Below are 16,358 nucleotides of genomic sequence, written 5' to 3' on the forward strand. Positions count from 1 at the left end.
GGCCCGCAGCACCGGCCGTTCGGCCGATATTGCGGGCCCACATGGTTAACGAAGACTTAAGCGGCGCCGGATCCGCGCGGGACCCGGCCGCCTGCGTCAGTTCGGCACGCCGGACTTCTGGGTGTTGGCGGCCCCCTTCTGGACGCCGCGCAGGAAGTCCTCGGCGGCGAGGATCTGCTTGTCCTTGGCCGGGTCCGGCGGGATGTAGGCCGACGAACCGCCGCGCTCCTCGGTGTCCTTCTGCTTCAGGTGGCCCTTCAGGCCGGCCTCGCCCTTGGTCTCGTCCTTGCCCTTCAGCTCGTCGGGCACGTCCTGAAGCACCTCCTGGTCGGGCTCGATGCCCTTGGCCTGGATCGAGCGGCCGGACGGGGTGTAGTAGCGCGCGGTGGTGAGCCGCAGGGCGCCGTTGCCGCCGAGCGGGATGATCGACTGCACCGAGCCCTTGCCGAACGAGCGGGTGCCCATCACGGTCGCGCGCTTGTGGTCCTGGAGCGCGCCGGCGACGATCTCGGAGGCCGAGGCCGAGCCGCCGTTGACCAGCACGACGACCGGCTTGCCCTTGGTCAGGTCGCCGCTCTTGGCCGAGAAGCGCTGGGTCTCGTCGGGGTTGCGGCCGCGGGTCGAGACGATCTCGCCGCGGTCGAGGAAGGCGTCGGAGACCATCACCGCCTGATCGAGCAGGCCGCCCGGATTGTTGCGCAGGTCGATGACGTAGCCCTTGAGCTTGTCGGCCGGGATCTCGCCGGAGATCTTGTCGATCGCGGTCTTGAGCCCGTCGAAGGTCTGCTCGTTGAACTGGGTCAGGCGGATGTAGCCGATGTCGCCGCCCTCGACCCGCGAGCGGACCGGCTTGATGCGGATCAGGTCGCGGTTGAGGGTGACCTCGATCGGGTCCTTCGCCTCCTTGCGGGTGATCTTGAGCTTCACCGGCGAGTTGACCGGCCCGCGCATCTTGTCGACGGCCTGGTTCAGGGTCAGGCCCTGGACCTGGTCGTTGTCGATCTGGGTGATGACGTCGTTGGCGAGCAGGCCGGCACGGGCGGCGGGCGTGTCGTCGATCGGGGTCACGACCTTGATGAGGCCGTCCTCCATCGTGACCTCGATGCCGAGGCCGCCGAACTCGCCGCGGGTCTGCACCTGCATGTCGCGGAAGCTCTTGGCGTCCATGTAGCTCGAATGCGGGTCGAGCGAGGTCAGCATGCCGTTGACGGCCGCCTCGATCAGCTTCGCTTCCTCGGGCTTCTCGACGTAGTCGGTCCGGATCTTCTCGAACACGTCGCCGAACAGGCTGAGCTGACGGTAGGTCTCGGCCGAGGCCGCCACCGCGCTGGTGCCGGACAGCAGGTGGGTCTGGGTCGCCACCGTGGCGGTCCCGGCGCCCAGGAACGCTCCGAACAGGACGAGGGAAACTTTGCGCATTATCCGCGAACCTTCTCGCTTGATCCCTTAGCCCACCACGGCTCCGGATCGATGGAGCCACCGTCTTTTCGAAACTCGACGTACAGGACGGGATCGTTCCGCCCTCCGGCCCCGACCGGAGGTGCGGGACCAGCGTCTCCCATGGCGGCGACCGGCTCCCCCGCAAGCACGAACTGACCCACCTCGACGGTGATCTGGTCCATGCCAGCCAGGAGCAGATAGTAGCCGTCGCCCGCATTGATGATCAAGAGACGTCCGTAGGAGCGGAACGCCCCTGCGTACACGACCTTGCCGTCGGCCGGGGACGACACGATCGCGCGCGGCCGCGTGGCGAGCGAGATGCCGCGGGCGGTGCCGCCGCTGCCGTCGGGGCTGCCGAAGCCGCGCACGACCTCGCCGCTCGCCGGGCGCGGCACGAGGCCGCGGACCTGGGCGAAGGGGGCCTTGGGGGCGAGGCGGGCGGGATCGCGCAGGGCGGCCGCGGCGAACTTCTCGCGGGTCTCGCGGCTCTCGGCCTCGGCGGCGCGGCGCGCCTCGTCGGCGGCCCTGCGGGCGGTCGAGAGTTCGCCGTCGAGGCGGTCGACGAGGTCCTTGAGGCTGCGGGCCTGCCCGGCGAGGCCGGCGGCGCGCTCGCGCTCGGCCGCGATCCCGGTCTCGGCCTCGCCGATCCGCGCCTGCCGGGCGGCGACGAGGGCGGACAGGCGCTGCTGCTCGTCGGCCCAGCCCCGGATGTCGCCCCGCAGGGCCTCCCTGTCGGCGGCGATGAGGCTGCGCAGGCGCACGAGTTCGGCGAGGTCGCCGGCCAGGGTCTCGGCCTCGCCCTGGAGTTCGGGCACGACGGCGCCGAGCAGCATCGAGGTGCGGATCGCCGCGAGCACGTCCTCGGGCTGGACCAGCACCGCCGGCGGCGGGCGCCGGCCCATGCGCTGGAGCGCCGCCAGCACCTCGGCGATGACCGCCCGGCGGGCCTGGAGCGAGCGGCGGATGCCGGCCTCGCTGCCGGTCATGGTCTGCAGCCGCTCCTCCAGGGCGGTGATCCGCCCTTCCGCCTCCTGCGCCCTGCGGGCGGCGTCGAGCAGCGCCGTGTTCAGCTTGGCCCGGTCGCCCTTCAGCTCGGCGACCTCGCGTTCGAGGCGCGCGCGCGCCTCGGCGCTCGCCGCCATGGCGGATTCGAGGGCGCGCAGGCTCTCGGCGCGACGCTCCTTCTCGGCCTTCGCCTGCTCGATCGGATCGGGTTTGGGGGTGTCGGGCTTGGTGGTCTCGGGCTTGGCGGTCTCGGGACCGGGTGCCTTGTCCTGGGCCGAGGCGCTGGCGGCGGGGACGATCGCGGCGGAGAGGGTGAGGCACAGGAGGATTGCAGGGGACGTGAGCGTGCGAGCGCGCTTCGGCGGTCGGATGTCGAGCGCGGGATCCCCTCTCCCGAGTGGGATCGAAAACTCGCACACCCGGCCGTGCGCGTTCTCCTCGCCCCGCTTGCGGGGAGAGGGCTCCGGTGACCTCGTCGTCACCGGGGCGAGGCGGCAGCCGAAGGTGAGGGGGCGGCGCAGGATGAGGCTCCACCGGAAGCTCCCCCTCACCCCCGCTCCGGCTTCGCCTGCGCTCGCTTCACCCCCGACGAGGGGGGTGAAGCCCTCTCCCCGCCCGCGGGGAGAGGAGAAGACCTGCGCTGCCACCGCGCGCAACCATCCGAAGCATCGCGATGCGACGCCCGAGAGATCGACCAGCGGGACGCGAGAGCGGTTCACGGGGCGCCGCGGTGATAGGGGTGGCCGGCCAGGATGGTCATCGCCCTGTAGACCTGTTCGAGGACGAGGACGCGCACAAGTCCGTGAGGCAGCGTCGCGGCGCCGAAGGCGAACAGCAGGTCGGCGCGGGCCTTGACCGCGGGGTCGAGGCCGTCGGCGCCGCCGATCACCACGGAAAGCTGCGGCCGGGCGCCGTCGCGCCACGCCGCGACGCGATTCGCAAGGTCGGGGCTGGTCAGCGCCTGCCCGCCCTCGTCGAGCACGAGTGCGGCGGCCCCGGGTGGGATCTGGGCGAGGAGCGCCGCGCCTTCCTCGGCGCAGCGGTCGGGCGCGCGCCGGGCCCGGCTCTCGGGCAGTTCGTGGAGCTGGATCGGCGAGAAGCCGAGGCCGCGGGCAAGGGCGTCGGCCCGGGCCCGGTAGCCGTCGGCGAGATCGCGCTCGGGGCCGCGCTTGAGGCGGCCCACGGCGACGAGGGCGAGCCGCATCGCGGCGGGTTCCCGGCGGCGGGGTTGCGGTCAGCCGGCGAGGCGGTCGCCCGGCCGGTCGGCGCCCCACATCTTCTCGAGGTTGTAGAAGCCGCGCACCTCGGGCCGGAAGATGTGCACCAGCACGTCGCCGGCGTCGATCAGCACCCAGTCGCAGGCCGGCAGGCCCTCGACCCGGGCGTTGCCGAAGCCGCGCTCCTTCAGCTCCTGGATCACCTTGTCGGCGATCGAGCCGACGTGGCGGTGCGAGCGGCCGGAGGTGACGATCATGGTGTCGGCGATCGAGGTCTTGCCGACGAGATCGATCTCGACCGTATCCTCGGCCTTCATGTCGTCGAGGCACGCCAGGGCGATCGACCGCGGATCCCGGGCCTCCGGAGCTTGCGCCTCGGGCCGAGCGGAGGGCTCGTCGCTCCGAGCCTCGCGGGACGTCAATTCGTTCAGTTCCGACCCCTGTCGATGCGGCGCCGTCGCGGCGGCCTGTCCTAGAATAGGGCCGCCCGAGGGCGGTTTTCAAGTTGCGCCGCGCCGGTTTCCAGGACCATCGCTCGAAAGCGATGGTCCTGATTCCCGCCTTGCCTCACGCGCCGGCGCTCGCGTCCGCGAGCTTAGGCTTTCGCTTCGCTCGACGCATTTCAGGACATCCGTCCTGAAATGCCCGCTCCGCGCGGCGCTCTTCGCGCCGAGACGCCGCCAAAGCGGCTTCAAGCAGCGGCGCCGCGCCGGTTTCGCAGCGCGGTCGAGGACAGGTCCGAGCGGGGCCCGTGCAGGAAGACCCAGGCCGGCGGCGGCGCGGCGGCGAGGCCGGCGGCGTCGGCCTCGTCGAGGCGATGCGTCCGCAACGCCTGCGCGGCCCGCGCCGCGGTCGCCGTCAGGGTGTGGCCCGGCCGGTCGATCACCGCGAGCGGCATCGTCGCGGCGATCTCGCGCCAGCCCTGCCAGCGGTGGAAGCTCGCGAGGCTGTCGGCCCCCATGATCCAGACGAAGCGCAGGAACGGCCGGTGCCGGCGCAGCCAGGCGAGGCTCTGGCGGGTGTAGCGGGCGCCGATCTCGGCCTCGAACCCGGTGACGGCGATACGCGGGTCGTCCGCCGCCAGGGCGCGGGCGCCGGCCATCCGCTCGCCGAGGGAGGCGAGCTCGCGCCGGTCCTTGAGCGGGTTGCCGGGGCTCACCAGCCACCACACCCGGTCGAGGGCGAGCCGGCGCAGGGCGAGCCGGCTGACGTGGAGGTGGCCGGCATGGGCCGGGTTGAACGATCCGCCGTAGAGCCCGATCCGCAGGCCCGGGGCGGCCGGCGGCAGGCGCACGGTCACGGCGTTATGGTCTCACGCGGGGCGGCGACGGATCAGGGGCGGAGCTGACCGGTACCGTGGACCCGGTACTTGAAGGTGGTGAGCTGCTCGACGCCGACCGGGCCGCGGGCGTGCATCCGGCCGGTGGCGATGCCGATCTCGGCGCCGAAGCCGAACTCGCCGCCGTCGGCGAACTGGGTCGAGGCGTTGTGCATCACGATCGCCGAATCGACCTCGGCGAGGAAGCGCCCGGCGGCGGCGGAATCCTCGGTGACGATCGACTCGGTGTGGTGCGAGCCGTAGGTCGCGATGTGGTCGATCGCCGCGTCGAGCCCGTCGACCACCCGCACGGCGATCACCGCGTCGAGGTACTCGGTGCGCCAGTCGGCCTCCTCGGCGGCGGTCACCCGCGGATCGGCCGCCCGGGCCTCGGCATCGCCGCGCACGGCGCAGCCGGCGTCGATCAGGGTCGCGATCAGCGGTTGCAGGTGGGTGGCGGCGCAGGCGCGGTCGACCAGCAGGGTCTCGGCCGAGCCGCAGATCCCGGTGCGCCGCATCTTGCTGTTGCGCACGATCCGGCAGGCCATGTCGAGGTCGGCGGCGGCGTCGACGTAGACGTGGCAGATGCCCTCCAGATGGGCGAAGACCGGGACGCGCGCCTCGCCCTGGACCCGGGCGACGAGGCTCTTGCCGCCCCGGGGCACGATCACGTCGAGGCCGCCGTCGAGGCCCGCCAGCATCGCGCCGACGGCGGCGCGGTCGCGGGTCGGGACGAGCTGGATCGCGTCGGCCGGCAGGCCGTGGGCGGCGAGACCCTCGGCCATCGCGGCGGCGATCGCGGTGGCGCTGCGGTGGCTCTCCGAACCGGCGCGCAGCACCGCGGCGTTGCCGGCCTTGACGCAGAGCGCGGCGGCGTCGGCCGTGACGTTGGGCCGGCTCTCGAAGATCACCCCGACGACCCCGAGGGGCGTCGAGACCCGCTCGATCGCGAGGCCGTTCGGCCGCTCGAAGGCGGCGAGCTGGCGCCCGACCGGGTCGGGCAGGCCGGCGATGCTCTCCACCGCCTCGGCGATGGCGGCGATCCGGGCCGGGTTCAGCTCCAGCCGGTCGAGGGTCGCAGCGGGCAGACCCTTGGCCCGGGCCTCGGCGAGGTCCTGGCGGTTGGCCTCCAGCAGGCCGGCCTCGGCGGCGCGCAGGCGGGCCGCCGCCTCCCGCAGAGCCCGGTCCTTGCTCTCCGCCGGGACGAGCGCCATCCGCCGGGCCGCCGCGCGGGCCTTGCGCCCGATCGCCAGCATGAGGGCGTCGACATCGTCCGCGGAGCGGGACTTGAGGGAGAGCACTGACACGGCGGCGGTTCCCTGCCGCCCCGACCGGACGGCGCTGAATCCTCTGTCCCGCCCTCATGCCACGGCGGCGGCGCGCGCGACAAGTTGCCGGCCATCGATCGAGGCTTCCGCGCGAAGGGGCCCGGCTTCCCCTCCGAGGGGCTCGCCGAGGACGGCCCGCCCCGCTTAAGAACGGCCTGAAGCCTCCGGGAGCCGCCGCCCGCCATGCGCATCCTGTTCGTCCACCAGAACTTCCCCGGGCAGTACCGGCACGTCGCCCCGGCGCTCGCGGCCAGGCCGGGCTGCGAGGTCGTGGCGCTCGGCATCAACCCGTCGCCGCCGCTGCCCGGCGTGCGCCACGTCCGCTACCCGATCGAGGCCAAGCAGGTGCCGGGCGTCCACCGGCTCGCCCGCGAGTTCGAGACCAAGGTGATCCGGGCCGAGGCGGCGGCGCGGGCGGCGCTGGCCCTGCGCGCCGAGGGCTTCGTGCCCGACGTGATCTGCGGCCATCCCGGCTGGGGCGAGACGCTGTTCCTGAAGGACGTCTGGCCCGACGCCCGTCTCCTCACCTTCGCCGAGTTCGCCTACCGCGCCCGCGGCTCCGACGTCGGATTCGACCCGGAATTCCCGCCCGCCGGCGACGAATCCGCGTTCTCGGTGCGGACCAAGAACGCCGCCCACCTCCTCGCCTTCGAGGCCTCGGACTGGCTGGTCTCGCCGACCCGCTGGCAGGCGAGCCAGATCGCCCCGGTTTTCCGCGACCGGATCAGCGTCATCCACGACGGCATCGACACCGCCGCGGCCAAGCCCGATCCGCGCGCCCGCATCACCCTCAACCGCGAGGGCCTGCAGCTCAAGCCCGGCGACGAGGTGGTGACCTTCGTCAACCGCAACCTCGAACCGTACCGGGGCTATCACAGCTTCATGCGCGCCCTGCCGGAGATCCTGCGCCGGCGGCCCCGCGCCCGGGCGGTGCTGGTCGGCGGCAGCGGCGTCAGCTACGGCGCGGCGGCACCGGAGGGCAAGTCGTGGCGCGAGATCTACCTCGACGAGGTCAAGGATCGTCTCGACCTGTCGCGGGTGCACTTCGTCGGCAACGTGCCGTACAACATCTACCTCAACCTGCTCCAGGTCTCGGCGGTCCACGTCTACCTGACCTATCCGTTCGTGCTGTCGTGGTCGCTGCTGGAGGCGATGGCCGCCGGCTGCCTCGTGGTCGGCTCGGCGACGCCGCCGGTGCAGGAGGCGATCGAGGACGGCCGCAACGGCGTGCTGGTCGATTTCTTCTCGCCCGAGGGCATCGCCGCCGCGGTGGTCAACGCGCTGGCGCGCCCGCACGCCCACCGGGCCCTGCGCGAGGCCGCCCGGCGCACCGCCGAGGGCTACGACCTCAAGCGGGTCTGCCTCCCGCGCCACCTGCGGCTCATCACCGACCTCGCCGAGGGGCGCACGCCCGAACCGACGCGGCTGTGAGCGGCTATTCTCCTGCGAGGGCGAGATCGTCGCGATGGACCATCGCGGCGCGGCCGGGATAGCCGAGCACCGCCTCGATCTCGCGGCTGGAGCGGCCGAGGATCCGGACGGCGTCGTCGCTGTCGTAGGCGACGAGGCCGCGGCCGAGCACGGCGCCGCCCTCGGCCCGGATCGTCACCGCGTCGCCGCGGGCGAAGGCGCCCTCGACCCGGCGCACGCCCACCGGCAGCAGGCTGGCGCCGCCGCGCAGGGCCCGCTCGGCCCCGGCATCGACGGTCAGGCTGCCCCGGGGTTCGAGCGAGCCGGCGATCCAGGTCTTGCGCGCGGCGGTCGGCGTCGAGGCCGACAGGAACCACGACGCGCGGGCCCCGGCCGCGACCGCCCGCAGGGGGTTCTTCACCCGGCCGTCGGCGATCAGCATGTGCGTGCCGCCGCCGACCGCGATCTTGGCCGCCTCGACCTTCGTGCGCATGCCGCCGCGGGACAGTTCCGAGGCCGGGCCGCCGGCCATCGCCTCGATCTCCGGGGTGATGCGGGCGATCACCGGCAGGTGGCGCGCCTCCGGGTCGCTCGCCGGCGGGGCGGTGTAGAGGCCGTCGATGTCGGAGAACAGCACCAGCAGGTCGGCGCCGATCATCGTGGCGACCCGGGCGGCGAGGCGGTCGTTGTCGCCGTAGCGGATCTCCGAGGTCGCCACGGTGTCGTTCTCGTTGACGACCGGGACGGCGCGCATCTCCAGCAGCTTCAGGGTGGTGGCGCGGGCGTTGAGGTAGCGCCGGCGCTCCTCGGTGTCCTGCGGCGTCACCAGGATCTGCCCGGCGACGAGGCCGTGATGGGCGAGCGCCTCCGACCAGTAGCGGGCGAGCGCGATCTGCCCCACCGCCGCCGCGGCCTGGCTCTCCTCCAGGCGCAGGACCCCGGGGGCGAAGCCGAGCACCGTGCGCCCGAGGGCGATCGAGCCCGACGAGACGACGAGCACGTCGATGCCGCGGGCGTGCAGGTCGGCGATGTCCTCGGCGAGCGCCGCGAGCCACGCCTGCCGCAGGCGGCCGCGGTCGCGGTCGACGAGGAGCGCCGACCCGACCTTGAGCACGACGCGGCGGAACTGGTCGAGGGAGGGGGTGTCGGCGACGGGAGGAGCTTCTGGGAGGACGATCATGGCAAGGTGGGGGTTCGGGCGTCACGGTCACGGTGCGCCGCTTCTACGCCCGCCCTCCCCCGGCCGCCACTCCGCCCCGCGAACGCGCCATTGACAGCGCCGGTCCTTTCCCCGTATCGCTGCCGCACTGGCGCGCGGACCGTCTGGTCCGCGCGCCGTCGCGTTCGTGCATGGCCGCTCAGGCCTGCCCTTGCGTCAATCGCCAAAAAGACGGTCCCGGCCCGCGCCGGAGTCCGGATGGAACACGAGACACAAACGATGTTCGCAGTCATCAAGACCGGCGGCAAGCAGTATCGCGTCGCCGCCAACGACGTCATCACGGTGGACAAGCTCGAGGGCGAGGCCGGGGCCTCGGTCACCTTCGGCGAGGTTCTGCTCTACGCCGACGAGGCCGGCGCGACCCAGGTCGGCGCTCCCGTCGTCTCCGGCATCAGCGTCGCCGGCGAGATCGTGAAGCAGACCCGCGGCCCGAAGGTCATCGCCTTCAAGAAGCGCCGCCGGCAGAACTCGCGCCGCAAGCGCGGGCACCGCCAGGACTACACCGTGATCCGCGTCACGGGCATCAGCGCCGCCTGAAGGCCGGCTGCAGACACCCGGACCCCCAGAGAATTCAGGAGTTAGCCCCATGGCTCACAAGAAGGCAGGCGGTTCGTCCCGCAACGGCCGCGATTCCGAAGGCCGCCGTCTCGGCGTGAAGAAGTTCGGCGACGAGGCCGTGATCGCCGGCAACATCATCATTCGTCAGCGCGGCACCCGGTGGCATCCCGGCGCCAACGTCGGCATGGGCAAGGATCACACCCTGTTCGCCACCGCCGCCGGGCGCGTGCGCTTCGAGACGAAACGCGGCCGCGCCTTCGTAGCGGTCGTCCCGGCCCAAGCCGCAGCCGAATAACCGACGGAGCCAGTGACGAAGGAGCTCCGCCGGTGTCCCCACACCGACCCGGCGGATCCGAGTTGCTGGCTCTGAAACGGCCAAGCTCCGATCAGGAACCGAAGGGGAAGGTGGGGTGCCACCTTCCCCTTCGTCGTTTCCATGACCGCCGCGGGCGCGAGGCCCTGAGGCGGACGGACCGGAGTCAGGCGATGTTCCCCGACCTCACCCGCGACGACGTCTTCCGGCTCGAGACCCGGAGGCTGTGGCTGCGTTGGCCCCGTCAGGCCGATGTGCAAGCCTTCGTCCGCTTCGGAGGGGACAAAGCTGTGGCCGACATGACCTCGCGCATTCCGCATCCGATGGCCCCGCCGGACGCCGAGGCCTTCGTGCTCGGCGCCCGGCGGGCCAATACCGACGGGCGCGCCCTCGTGATGGCGGTCACGCCCCGGCGCCAGCCGGGGAGCGCCATCGGGGTCGTGTCGATCGAGCCGGACCCGGGAAGCGGCGCGCCGCATCTCGGCTACTGGATCGGGGCCCCGCACTGGGGCCAGGGTCTGGCGACCGAGGCGGCGCGGGCGCTGGTCGACGCCTATTTCGCCTATACCGGGGGCGACGAGCTGCTGTCGTCGGCCCGGGTGGTCAACCCGGGCTCGCGGCGGGTGCTGGAGAAGTGCGGCTTCGCCGCGATCGGGTCCGGCCTGATGCCGTTCCCGGCCCGTGGCGGGGTGTTCCCGGTCGACCATTTCCGCCTCGACCGGCGGGCCTGGGACAGCCTGAAGGCGTGGCAGAATGCCGGCCTCGTGCTCGGCCGCCACGGTGCGGCGCAGGACGAGCCCCGCTGCGGGGCATGAGGCAGGACGAGCCCCGCCGCGGGGCGTGAGGATCGTGGCGTCGGGCCGGCGAGTTGACCCTCCGGCCCGACGGCTTTCAGTTTGGGAGACGACACCGTGAAATTCCTCGACGAGGCCAAGGTCTACGTCCGCTCCGGCGACGGCGGCGCCGGCTGCGTCTCGTTCCGGCGGGAAAAGTTCATCGAGTTCGGCGGGCCGGACGGCGGCGATGGCGGCCGCGGCGGCGACGTCTGGGCCGAATGCGTCGAGGGCCTCAACACCCTCATCGACTACCGCTACCAGCAGCATTTCAAGGCCCGCAAGGGCGACCACGGCCAGGGCCGCAACCGCGCCGGCGGCAAGGGCGCCGACGCCGTGCTGAAGGTCCCGGCCGGCACCCAGATCCTCGCCGAGGACGGCGAGACCCTGGTCGCCGACCTGACCCGGGTCGGGCAGCGGATCCGCCTCGCCAAGGGCGGCAACGGCGGCTTCGGCAACGCCTACTTCACCACCTCGACCAACCGCGCCCCGCGCCACGCCAATCCCGGCCTGGAAGGCGAGGAGCACTGGCTGTGGCTGCGGCTGAAGCTCATCGCCGATGCCGGCCTCGTCGGACTGCCGAACGCCGGCAAGTCGACCTTCCTCGCCACCGTGACCGCGGCGAAGCCGAAGATCGCCGACTATCCGTTCACCACCCTGCATCCGGGCCTCGGCGTGGTGCGGGCCGACAGCCGCGAATTCGTGCTCGCCGACATCCCGGGCCTGATCGAGGGCGCGCACGAGGGCGTCGGCCTCGGCGACCGCTTCCTCGCCCATGTCGAGCGCTGCCGGGTGCTGCTCCACCTCGTCGAGGGCACGAGCGAGGATGCCGGCGCCGCCTACCGGCTGGTGCGGACCGAGCTCGACGCCTACGGCCATGGCCTCGCCGACAAGCCGGAGGTGGTCGCGCTGTCGAAGGCCGACCTCCTCGACCCCGACACCCTGGAGGCGCAGCGCGCCAGCCTGGAGGAGGCCGCCGGCCGGCCGCCGCTGATCCTCTCGGCCGCCACCCGCCAGGGCGTCACCGAGGCCCTGCGCGCCGTGATGGCGGGCATCGATTCCGCCGCCGCCGACGAAGTCCGCGCCGCCGCACCGGCGTGGAGGCCCTGACCCCGCCAGGGCCATCGCTTCAGCGATTGTCCTGCGGTCGCCCGCAGGGCGACGCTGCCTGGCGGGCGCGAAAAGCCCTCCGCGGAGCGGGTTCGAGGGGACGATTGTCCCTCGAACACAGAGCGGAGCGAAAGCCAAAGTCACGGCGACACGAAGTGTCGCATGTGACTGCCGGCGTCTGAGGCCAAGCAAGAAACCAGGGCAATCGCTCTGAAGCGATTGCCCTGTGACCCCGCTTCGCCCGGTTGGCGATCCGGCATCAGGATGCTAAGACCCCTGCCGTGGGTCTCCGTAGCTCAGCTGGACAGAGCACAGGTTTCCTAGACCGCAAATTGGGCGTCGCGTCGGGAAACCGCGCGGCGGATCCGCTCAAAGTCGGGGAAAGCTCCCGGGGCCGCAGAAGCGGCCTCCTGCCGATCCCGAGCCAAGCCCGGTCCGCCGGGAAGGTGTAGAGACTAGACGGGCGGCACCTACGGGCCTTCGGCCTAGGGTGAAGGGATAGTCCAGACCACGAACGCCCACCGGGCGGCGGCGAAAGCCGAAGTGGGATGAAACCTGGGGTCGCAGGTTCGAGCCCTGCCGGGGACGCCACGCTCCTGACCCGCCCGCGCGAGGGCGAAGTGCCAAGCCCCGCGCCTTGCCGATTTTTCCTTCGGACCGGCCCCGTGCTAGGCTGCGCGGGTTGCTTCGAGCATTGCCCCCGCGATCTCCCTGTGGCGACCGGCAGGTCAGGCCGATCCGGGTCCGAACGGATCCCGTCGCGCTCTGGCCTGCCGCCTTCTCGGCCGCCGGCTCACGGCCCGGCCTGGAAGAACAGCGCGTAGACGACCAGCGCGGCGACCGCCGCCAGCAGCGCGAGGCCGAGCAGGGCCGGGCGGACGCGGTTGGTGGTTCTCTCGGGCTGGTGGCTGGGTGGCGCCATGATGCTCCCCTCGACACGACGAGTGGGCAACTCACATACTCCTATGGAGTTTCAGCCGACCAGAGCCGACGGCACGGCCGGAACCCTGCATCGCAGCCCTGCGCGGAGGGGGCTCGAAACCCGGCGCCTCCCCCTTATATCGCAACGTGCCGCGTTTGCGCCGGCATCTCTCGCAGCTTAAGGAATGACGGCGCGTACCGGCATCCCCGCGCCGTCGCGACACCCGCAGGGTCGCCCATGGGGGCGTGACCTGCCCCGACGAGGCCCCGTATGCTTTCTGAAGACACGCCGCCCGCTCTCCCGGATACGAAGGTCTCCGTGCGCCAGCTGTTCGGGATCGACTCGAACCTCGAGGTGCCGGCCTTCTCGAAGGCCGAGGAGCACGTCCCGGACCTCGATGCCGACTACATCTTCGACCGGGAGACGACGCTCGCGATCCTGGCCGGCTTCGCCCGCAACCGCCGGGTGATGATCACCGGCTACCACGGCACCGGCAAGTCGACCCATGTCGAGCAGGTCGCCGCGCGGCTGAACTGGCCCTGCGTGCGCATCAACCTCGACAGCCACGTCTCGCGCATCGACCTCGTCGGCAAGGACGCGATCGTCCTCCAGGACGGCAAGCAGGTCACCGCGTTCCAGGACGGCATCCTGCCCTGGGCGCTGCAGAACAACGTCGCGCTGGTCTTCGACGAGTACGATGCCGGCCGGCCCGACGTGATGTTCGTGATCCAGCGGGTGCTCGAGGTGTCGGGCCGCCTGACGCTGCTCGACCAGAAGCGGGTTATCCGCCCCCACCCCGCCTTCCGGCTGTTCGCCACCGCCAACACGGTCGGGCTCGGCGACACGTCCGGCCTCTATCACGGCACCCAGCAGATCAACCAGGGCCAGATGGACCGCTGGTCGATCGTCACCACCCTGAACTACCTGCCGCACGACCGCGAGGTCGACATCGTGCTGTCGAAGGCGACGCACTACCGTGGCGAGGGCGGGCGCGACGTCGTCAACAAGATGGTCCGGGTCGCCGACCTCACCCGCAACGCCTTCATCAACGGCGACCTCTCGACCGTGATGAGCCCGCGCACCGTCATCACCTGGGCCGAGAACGCCGACATCTTCAACGACATCGGCTTCGCGTTCCGGGTCACCTTCCTCAACAAGTGCGACGAGCTGGAGCGCGCCCTGGTGGCGGAGTTCTACCAGCGCTCGTTCGGCAAGGAACTGCCCGAGAGCGCGGTCAACGTCGCCCTGAGCTGACCCACGGAGCGACGCGATGGCGGATCCGGCCCTGAAGGAGAAGCCCGAAGCCCCGGAGACCGGGGCGTCGGTTCCCGCCGGCCGGACCGCCTACGAGCGCGATTACTACACCTGGGCGCTGGAACAGGTCGCGCTGATCCGCGCGCGCCGCTTCGACGAGGTCGATGCGGAGCACGTCGCCGAGGAGTTGGAGAGCTTGGGCAGGAGCGAGTTCCACAAGCTCCGCAGCGCCCTGCGGGTGCTGGTGATGCACATGCTCAAGTGGGACCAGCAACCAGAGCACCGCACCGCGACGTGGATCTACGCGATCCGCGAGCAGCGTCGGCGCTACCGGACCGTTTTGTCGGACAGTCCGGGGCTCGCGAGCCGACGCGACGAGGCCCTGGCCCAGGGCTACCCGGATGCCCGCGATTGGGCCGCCAACGAGACCCATCTCCAGCCCGACGAATTCCCCAAAGCCTGCCCCTACACCTGGGACGACCTCCTCGACCGCCCCTTCGACTTCGATTCGGTGAAGAAGTAGCCCGATGGCCCTGTCCAACCGCAAGCCCGGCGAGAAGCGCGAACCCGTCGCGGAGCCGCTGAAGCGTTCGGTCGCCGGCACCCTGCGGGCGATCGCCCGCAAGGCCGAGATCGAGGTCAGCTTCGCCTCCGACCGTCCGGTCCTCACCGGCGACAAGGCCCGCTTGCCCGAGCCGCCGCGCAAGCTGTCGGCCCACGACGTCGCGATCCTGCGCGGCCACGCCGATTCGATGGCCCTGCGCCTCGCCTGCCACGACGGCGCGGTGCATCGCCGCCTCGCGCCCGAGAGCGCGGCGGCGCGGGCGGTGTTCGATGCCGTCGAGCAGGCCCGGGTTGAGGCGATCGGCTCGCGCCGGATGGCCGGGGTCGCCGGCAACCTCACGGCGATGCTGGAGGACCGCTACCACCGCGGCGGCAAGTACGAGGAGATCACCGACCGCGCCGACGCGCCGATGGAGGACGCGGTCGCCCTGATGGTGCGCGAGCGCCTGACCGGCCAGCAGCCGCCCGAGGCGGCGCGGCGCATCGTCGGCCTGTGGCGCGACTTCATCGAGGAGCGGGCCGGCCCCAACCTCGACGGGCTGATCGGCAACATCGAGAACCAGCGCGCCTTCGCCCGCTCGGTGCGCGACCTGCTGTCGTCCCTCGACATGGCCGACGAGGCCCCCCTCGACCCGGACGACGACGAGAACGACGACGAGACCGAGTCGCAGGACGAGCAGCAGCAATCCGGCGAGGGCGAGGCCGAGGAGCAGAGCCAGGGCGACCGCGCCGAGGTCGAGGTCTCGGACGATTCCGCCGACGAGCTGGAGGAGGGCGCGACCGAGGCCGCCGACGCGCCCTCGGGCGAGTTGCCGGACGAGGCCGACGAGGCCGATTCCGAGGACGCCTCGGAATCCTGGCGCCCGCCGAGCCCGCGCACCAACGAGCCGCGCGGCCCGGACTACAAGGTGTTCACCGGCCGCTTCGACGAGGTGATCCACGCCGAGGATCTCTGCGACGCCGAGGAACTGACCCGGCTGCGCACCTATCTCGACAAGCAGCTCGCCCATCTCCAGGGTGTCGTCGGACGGCTCGCCAACCGGCTCCAGCGCCGGCTGCTGGCACAGCAGAACCGCGCCTGGGACTTCGACCTCGAGGAGGGCCAGCTCGACCCGGCCCGGCTCGTGCGGGTGGTGATCGACCCGCACCAGCCGCTGTCGTTCAAGCAGGAGAAGGACACCAACTTCCGCGACACGGTGGTCACGCTGCTGCTCGACAATTCGGGCTCGATGCGCGGCCGGCCGATCACCGTGGCGGCGACCTGCGCCGACATCCTCGCCCGCACCCTGGAGCGCTGCGGCGTGAAGGTCGAGATCCTCGGCTTCACCACTCGGGCCTGGAAGGGCGGGCAATCGCGGGAATCCTGGCTGCAATCCGGCAAGCCGCAGCTCCCGGGTCGGCTCAACGACCTGCGCCACATCGTCTACAAGTCCGCCGACGCGCCGTGGCGGCGGGCGCGCAAGAATCTCGGCCTGATGATGCGCGAGGGCCTGCTCAAGGAGAACATCGACGGCGAGGCGCTGGACTGGGCGCACAAGCGCCTGCTCGGCCGCCCCGAGCAGCGCCGCATCCTGATGGTGATCTCGGACGGCGCGCCGGTCGATGACTCGACCCTGTCGGTCAACCCCGGCAACTACCTCGAGCGCCATCTGCGCTACGTCATCGAGGAGATCGAGACCCGCTCGCCGGTCGAGTTGCTCGCCATCGGCATCGGCCACGACGTCACCCGCTACTACCGCCGCGCCGTCACCATCGTGGACGCGGAGGAACTCGGCGGGGTGATGACCGAGAAGCTCGCCGAGCTGTTCGAGGAGAACAGCACCCCGGCGCCGCGGCAGGCGATGCGGGCCGGAGGGCGGCGGTAATC

General features: G+C 71.9%; 16 protein-coding genes. 8 read left to right on the top strand and 8 right to left on the bottom strand.

The genetic code is table 11. From position 1 onward, the window contains the following. Window positions 1-96: 96 nt before the first annotated feature. The 6 genes from EOE48_RS09165 to EOE48_RS09190 all read right to left on the bottom strand — a co-directional run bounded on the left by EOE48_RS09165 (window position 97) and on the right by EOE48_RS09190 (window position 6,287). Window positions 97-1,419 carry a S41 family peptidase gene (locus EOE48_RS09165; protein ID WP_127728497.1) on the bottom strand — a complete coding sequence of 441 codons (1,323 nt, stop codon included), beginning with the start codon at window positions 1,417-1,419 and terminating at the stop codon, window positions 97-99. Continuing rightward, a complete protein-coding gene (locus EOE48_RS09170) occupies window positions 1,419-2,774 on the bottom strand; it encodes a murein hydrolase activator EnvC family protein (protein ID WP_187371366.1) in 1,356 nt (451 codons plus the stop codon). The genes EOE48_RS09165 and EOE48_RS09170 overlap by 1 nt, the downstream gene beginning before the upstream one ends. Before the next feature lie 386 nt (window positions 2,775-3,160). Next, entirely contained in the window at window positions 3,161-3,649 is a 489-nt protein-coding gene (gene rlmH / locus EOE48_RS09175; protein WP_127728498.1) for a 23S rRNA (pseudouridine(1915)-N(3))-methyltransferase RlmH, read from the bottom strand. 30 nt (window positions 3,650-3,679) lie between these two features. Next, complete coding sequence (rsfS, locus tag EOE48_RS09180) at window positions 3,680-4,003, bottom strand: ribosome silencing factor (protein WP_298957807.1); 324 nt, start codon at window positions 4,001-4,003, stop codon at window positions 3,680-3,682. Window positions 4,004-4,353: 350 nt separating this feature from the next. Beyond that, window positions 4,354-4,962 carry a nicotinate-nucleotide adenylyltransferase gene (locus tag EOE48_RS09185; protein WP_127728500.1) on the bottom strand — a complete coding sequence of 203 codons (609 nt, stop codon included), beginning with the start codon at window positions 4,960-4,962 and terminating at the stop codon, window positions 4,354-4,356. Window positions 4,963-4,994: 32 nt separating this feature from the next. Next, window positions 4,995-6,287 (bottom strand): glutamate-5-semialdehyde dehydrogenase, encoded by a 1,293-nt coding sequence (locus EOE48_RS09190; RefSeq protein WP_127728501.1) that lies wholly within the window; start codon window positions 6,285-6,287, stop codon window positions 4,995-4,997. 204 nt (window positions 6,288-6,491) lie between these two features. Here EOE48_RS09190 and EOE48_RS09195 point away from each other — a divergent pair, with 204 nt between their 5' ends. After that, a complete protein-coding gene (locus tag EOE48_RS09195; RefSeq protein WP_127728502.1) occupies window positions 6,492-7,739 on the top strand; it encodes a glycosyltransferase family 4 protein in 1,248 nt (415 codons plus the stop codon). Between the two features lie 4 nt (window positions 7,740-7,743). On the opposite strand, the gene proB is transcribed toward EOE48_RS09195, so the two are convergent. Beyond that, window positions 7,744-8,898, bottom strand: a complete 1,155-nt coding sequence (gene proB, locus EOE48_RS09200; RefSeq protein WP_127728503.1) for a glutamate 5-kinase — start codon at window positions 8,896-8,898, stop codon at window positions 7,744-7,746. A 258-nt stretch (window positions 8,899-9,156) separates the two neighbouring features. Here proB and rplU point away from each other — a divergent pair, with 258 nt between their 5' ends. From rplU to obgE, 4 genes are all read left to right on the top strand, one after another. After that, window positions 9,157-9,474, top strand: coding sequence for a 50S ribosomal protein L21 (gene rplU, locus EOE48_RS09205; RefSeq protein ID WP_127728504.1), 318 nt, complete (start codon window positions 9,157-9,159; stop codon window positions 9,472-9,474). Between the two features lie 49 nt (window positions 9,475-9,523). Beyond that, entirely contained in the window at window positions 9,524-9,790 is a 267-nt protein-coding gene (gene rpmA, locus EOE48_RS09210; protein WP_127728505.1) for a 50S ribosomal protein L27, read from the top strand. Window positions 9,791-9,981: 191 nt separating this feature from the next. Continuing rightward, entirely contained in the window at window positions 9,982-10,623 is a 642-nt protein-coding gene (locus EOE48_RS09215) for a GNAT family N-acetyltransferase (RefSeq protein ID WP_127728506.1), read from the top strand. Window positions 10,624-10,719: 96 nt separating this feature from the next. Next, window positions 10,720-11,751, top strand: a complete 1,032-nt coding sequence (gene obgE, locus EOE48_RS09220) for a GTPase ObgE (protein WP_127728507.1) — start codon at window positions 10,720-10,722, stop codon at window positions 11,749-11,751. Between the two features lie 793 nt (window positions 11,752-12,544). On the opposite strand, the gene EOE48_RS30185 is transcribed toward obgE, so the two are convergent. After that, window positions 12,545-12,673 carry a hypothetical protein gene (locus tag EOE48_RS30185; RefSeq protein WP_281292738.1) on the bottom strand — a complete coding sequence of 43 codons (129 nt, stop codon included), beginning with the start codon at window positions 12,671-12,673 and terminating at the stop codon, window positions 12,545-12,547. Window positions 12,674-12,943: 270 nt separating this feature from the next. Between EOE48_RS30185 and cobS the strand changes: the two genes are divergently transcribed. The 3 genes from cobS to cobT are packed head-to-tail and all read left to right on the top strand — an operon-like array spanning window position 12,944 to window position 16,356. Next, on the top strand, window positions 12,944-13,927 hold the full coding sequence (cobS, locus tag EOE48_RS09225; RefSeq protein ID WP_127728508.1) for a cobaltochelatase subunit CobS: 984 nt from the start codon (window positions 12,944-12,946) through the stop codon (window positions 13,925-13,927). A 16-nt stretch (window positions 13,928-13,943) separates the two neighbouring features. Further along, window positions 13,944-14,450, top strand: a complete 507-nt coding sequence (locus EOE48_RS09230; protein WP_127728509.1) for a DUF29 domain-containing protein — start codon at window positions 13,944-13,946, stop codon at window positions 14,448-14,450. Between the two features lie 4 nt (window positions 14,451-14,454). Continuing rightward, complete coding sequence (cobT, locus tag EOE48_RS09235) at window positions 14,455-16,356, top strand: cobaltochelatase subunit CobT (protein ID WP_127728510.1); 1,902 nt, start codon at window positions 14,455-14,457, stop codon at window positions 16,354-16,356. Window positions 16,357-16,358: the final 2 nt, after the last annotated feature.

It is taken from the genome of Methylobacterium oryzihabitans, from assembly GCF_004004555.2.
Taxonomy (GTDB): Bacteria; Pseudomonadota; Alphaproteobacteria; order Rhizobiales; family Beijerinckiaceae; genus Methylobacterium; species Methylobacterium oryzihabitans.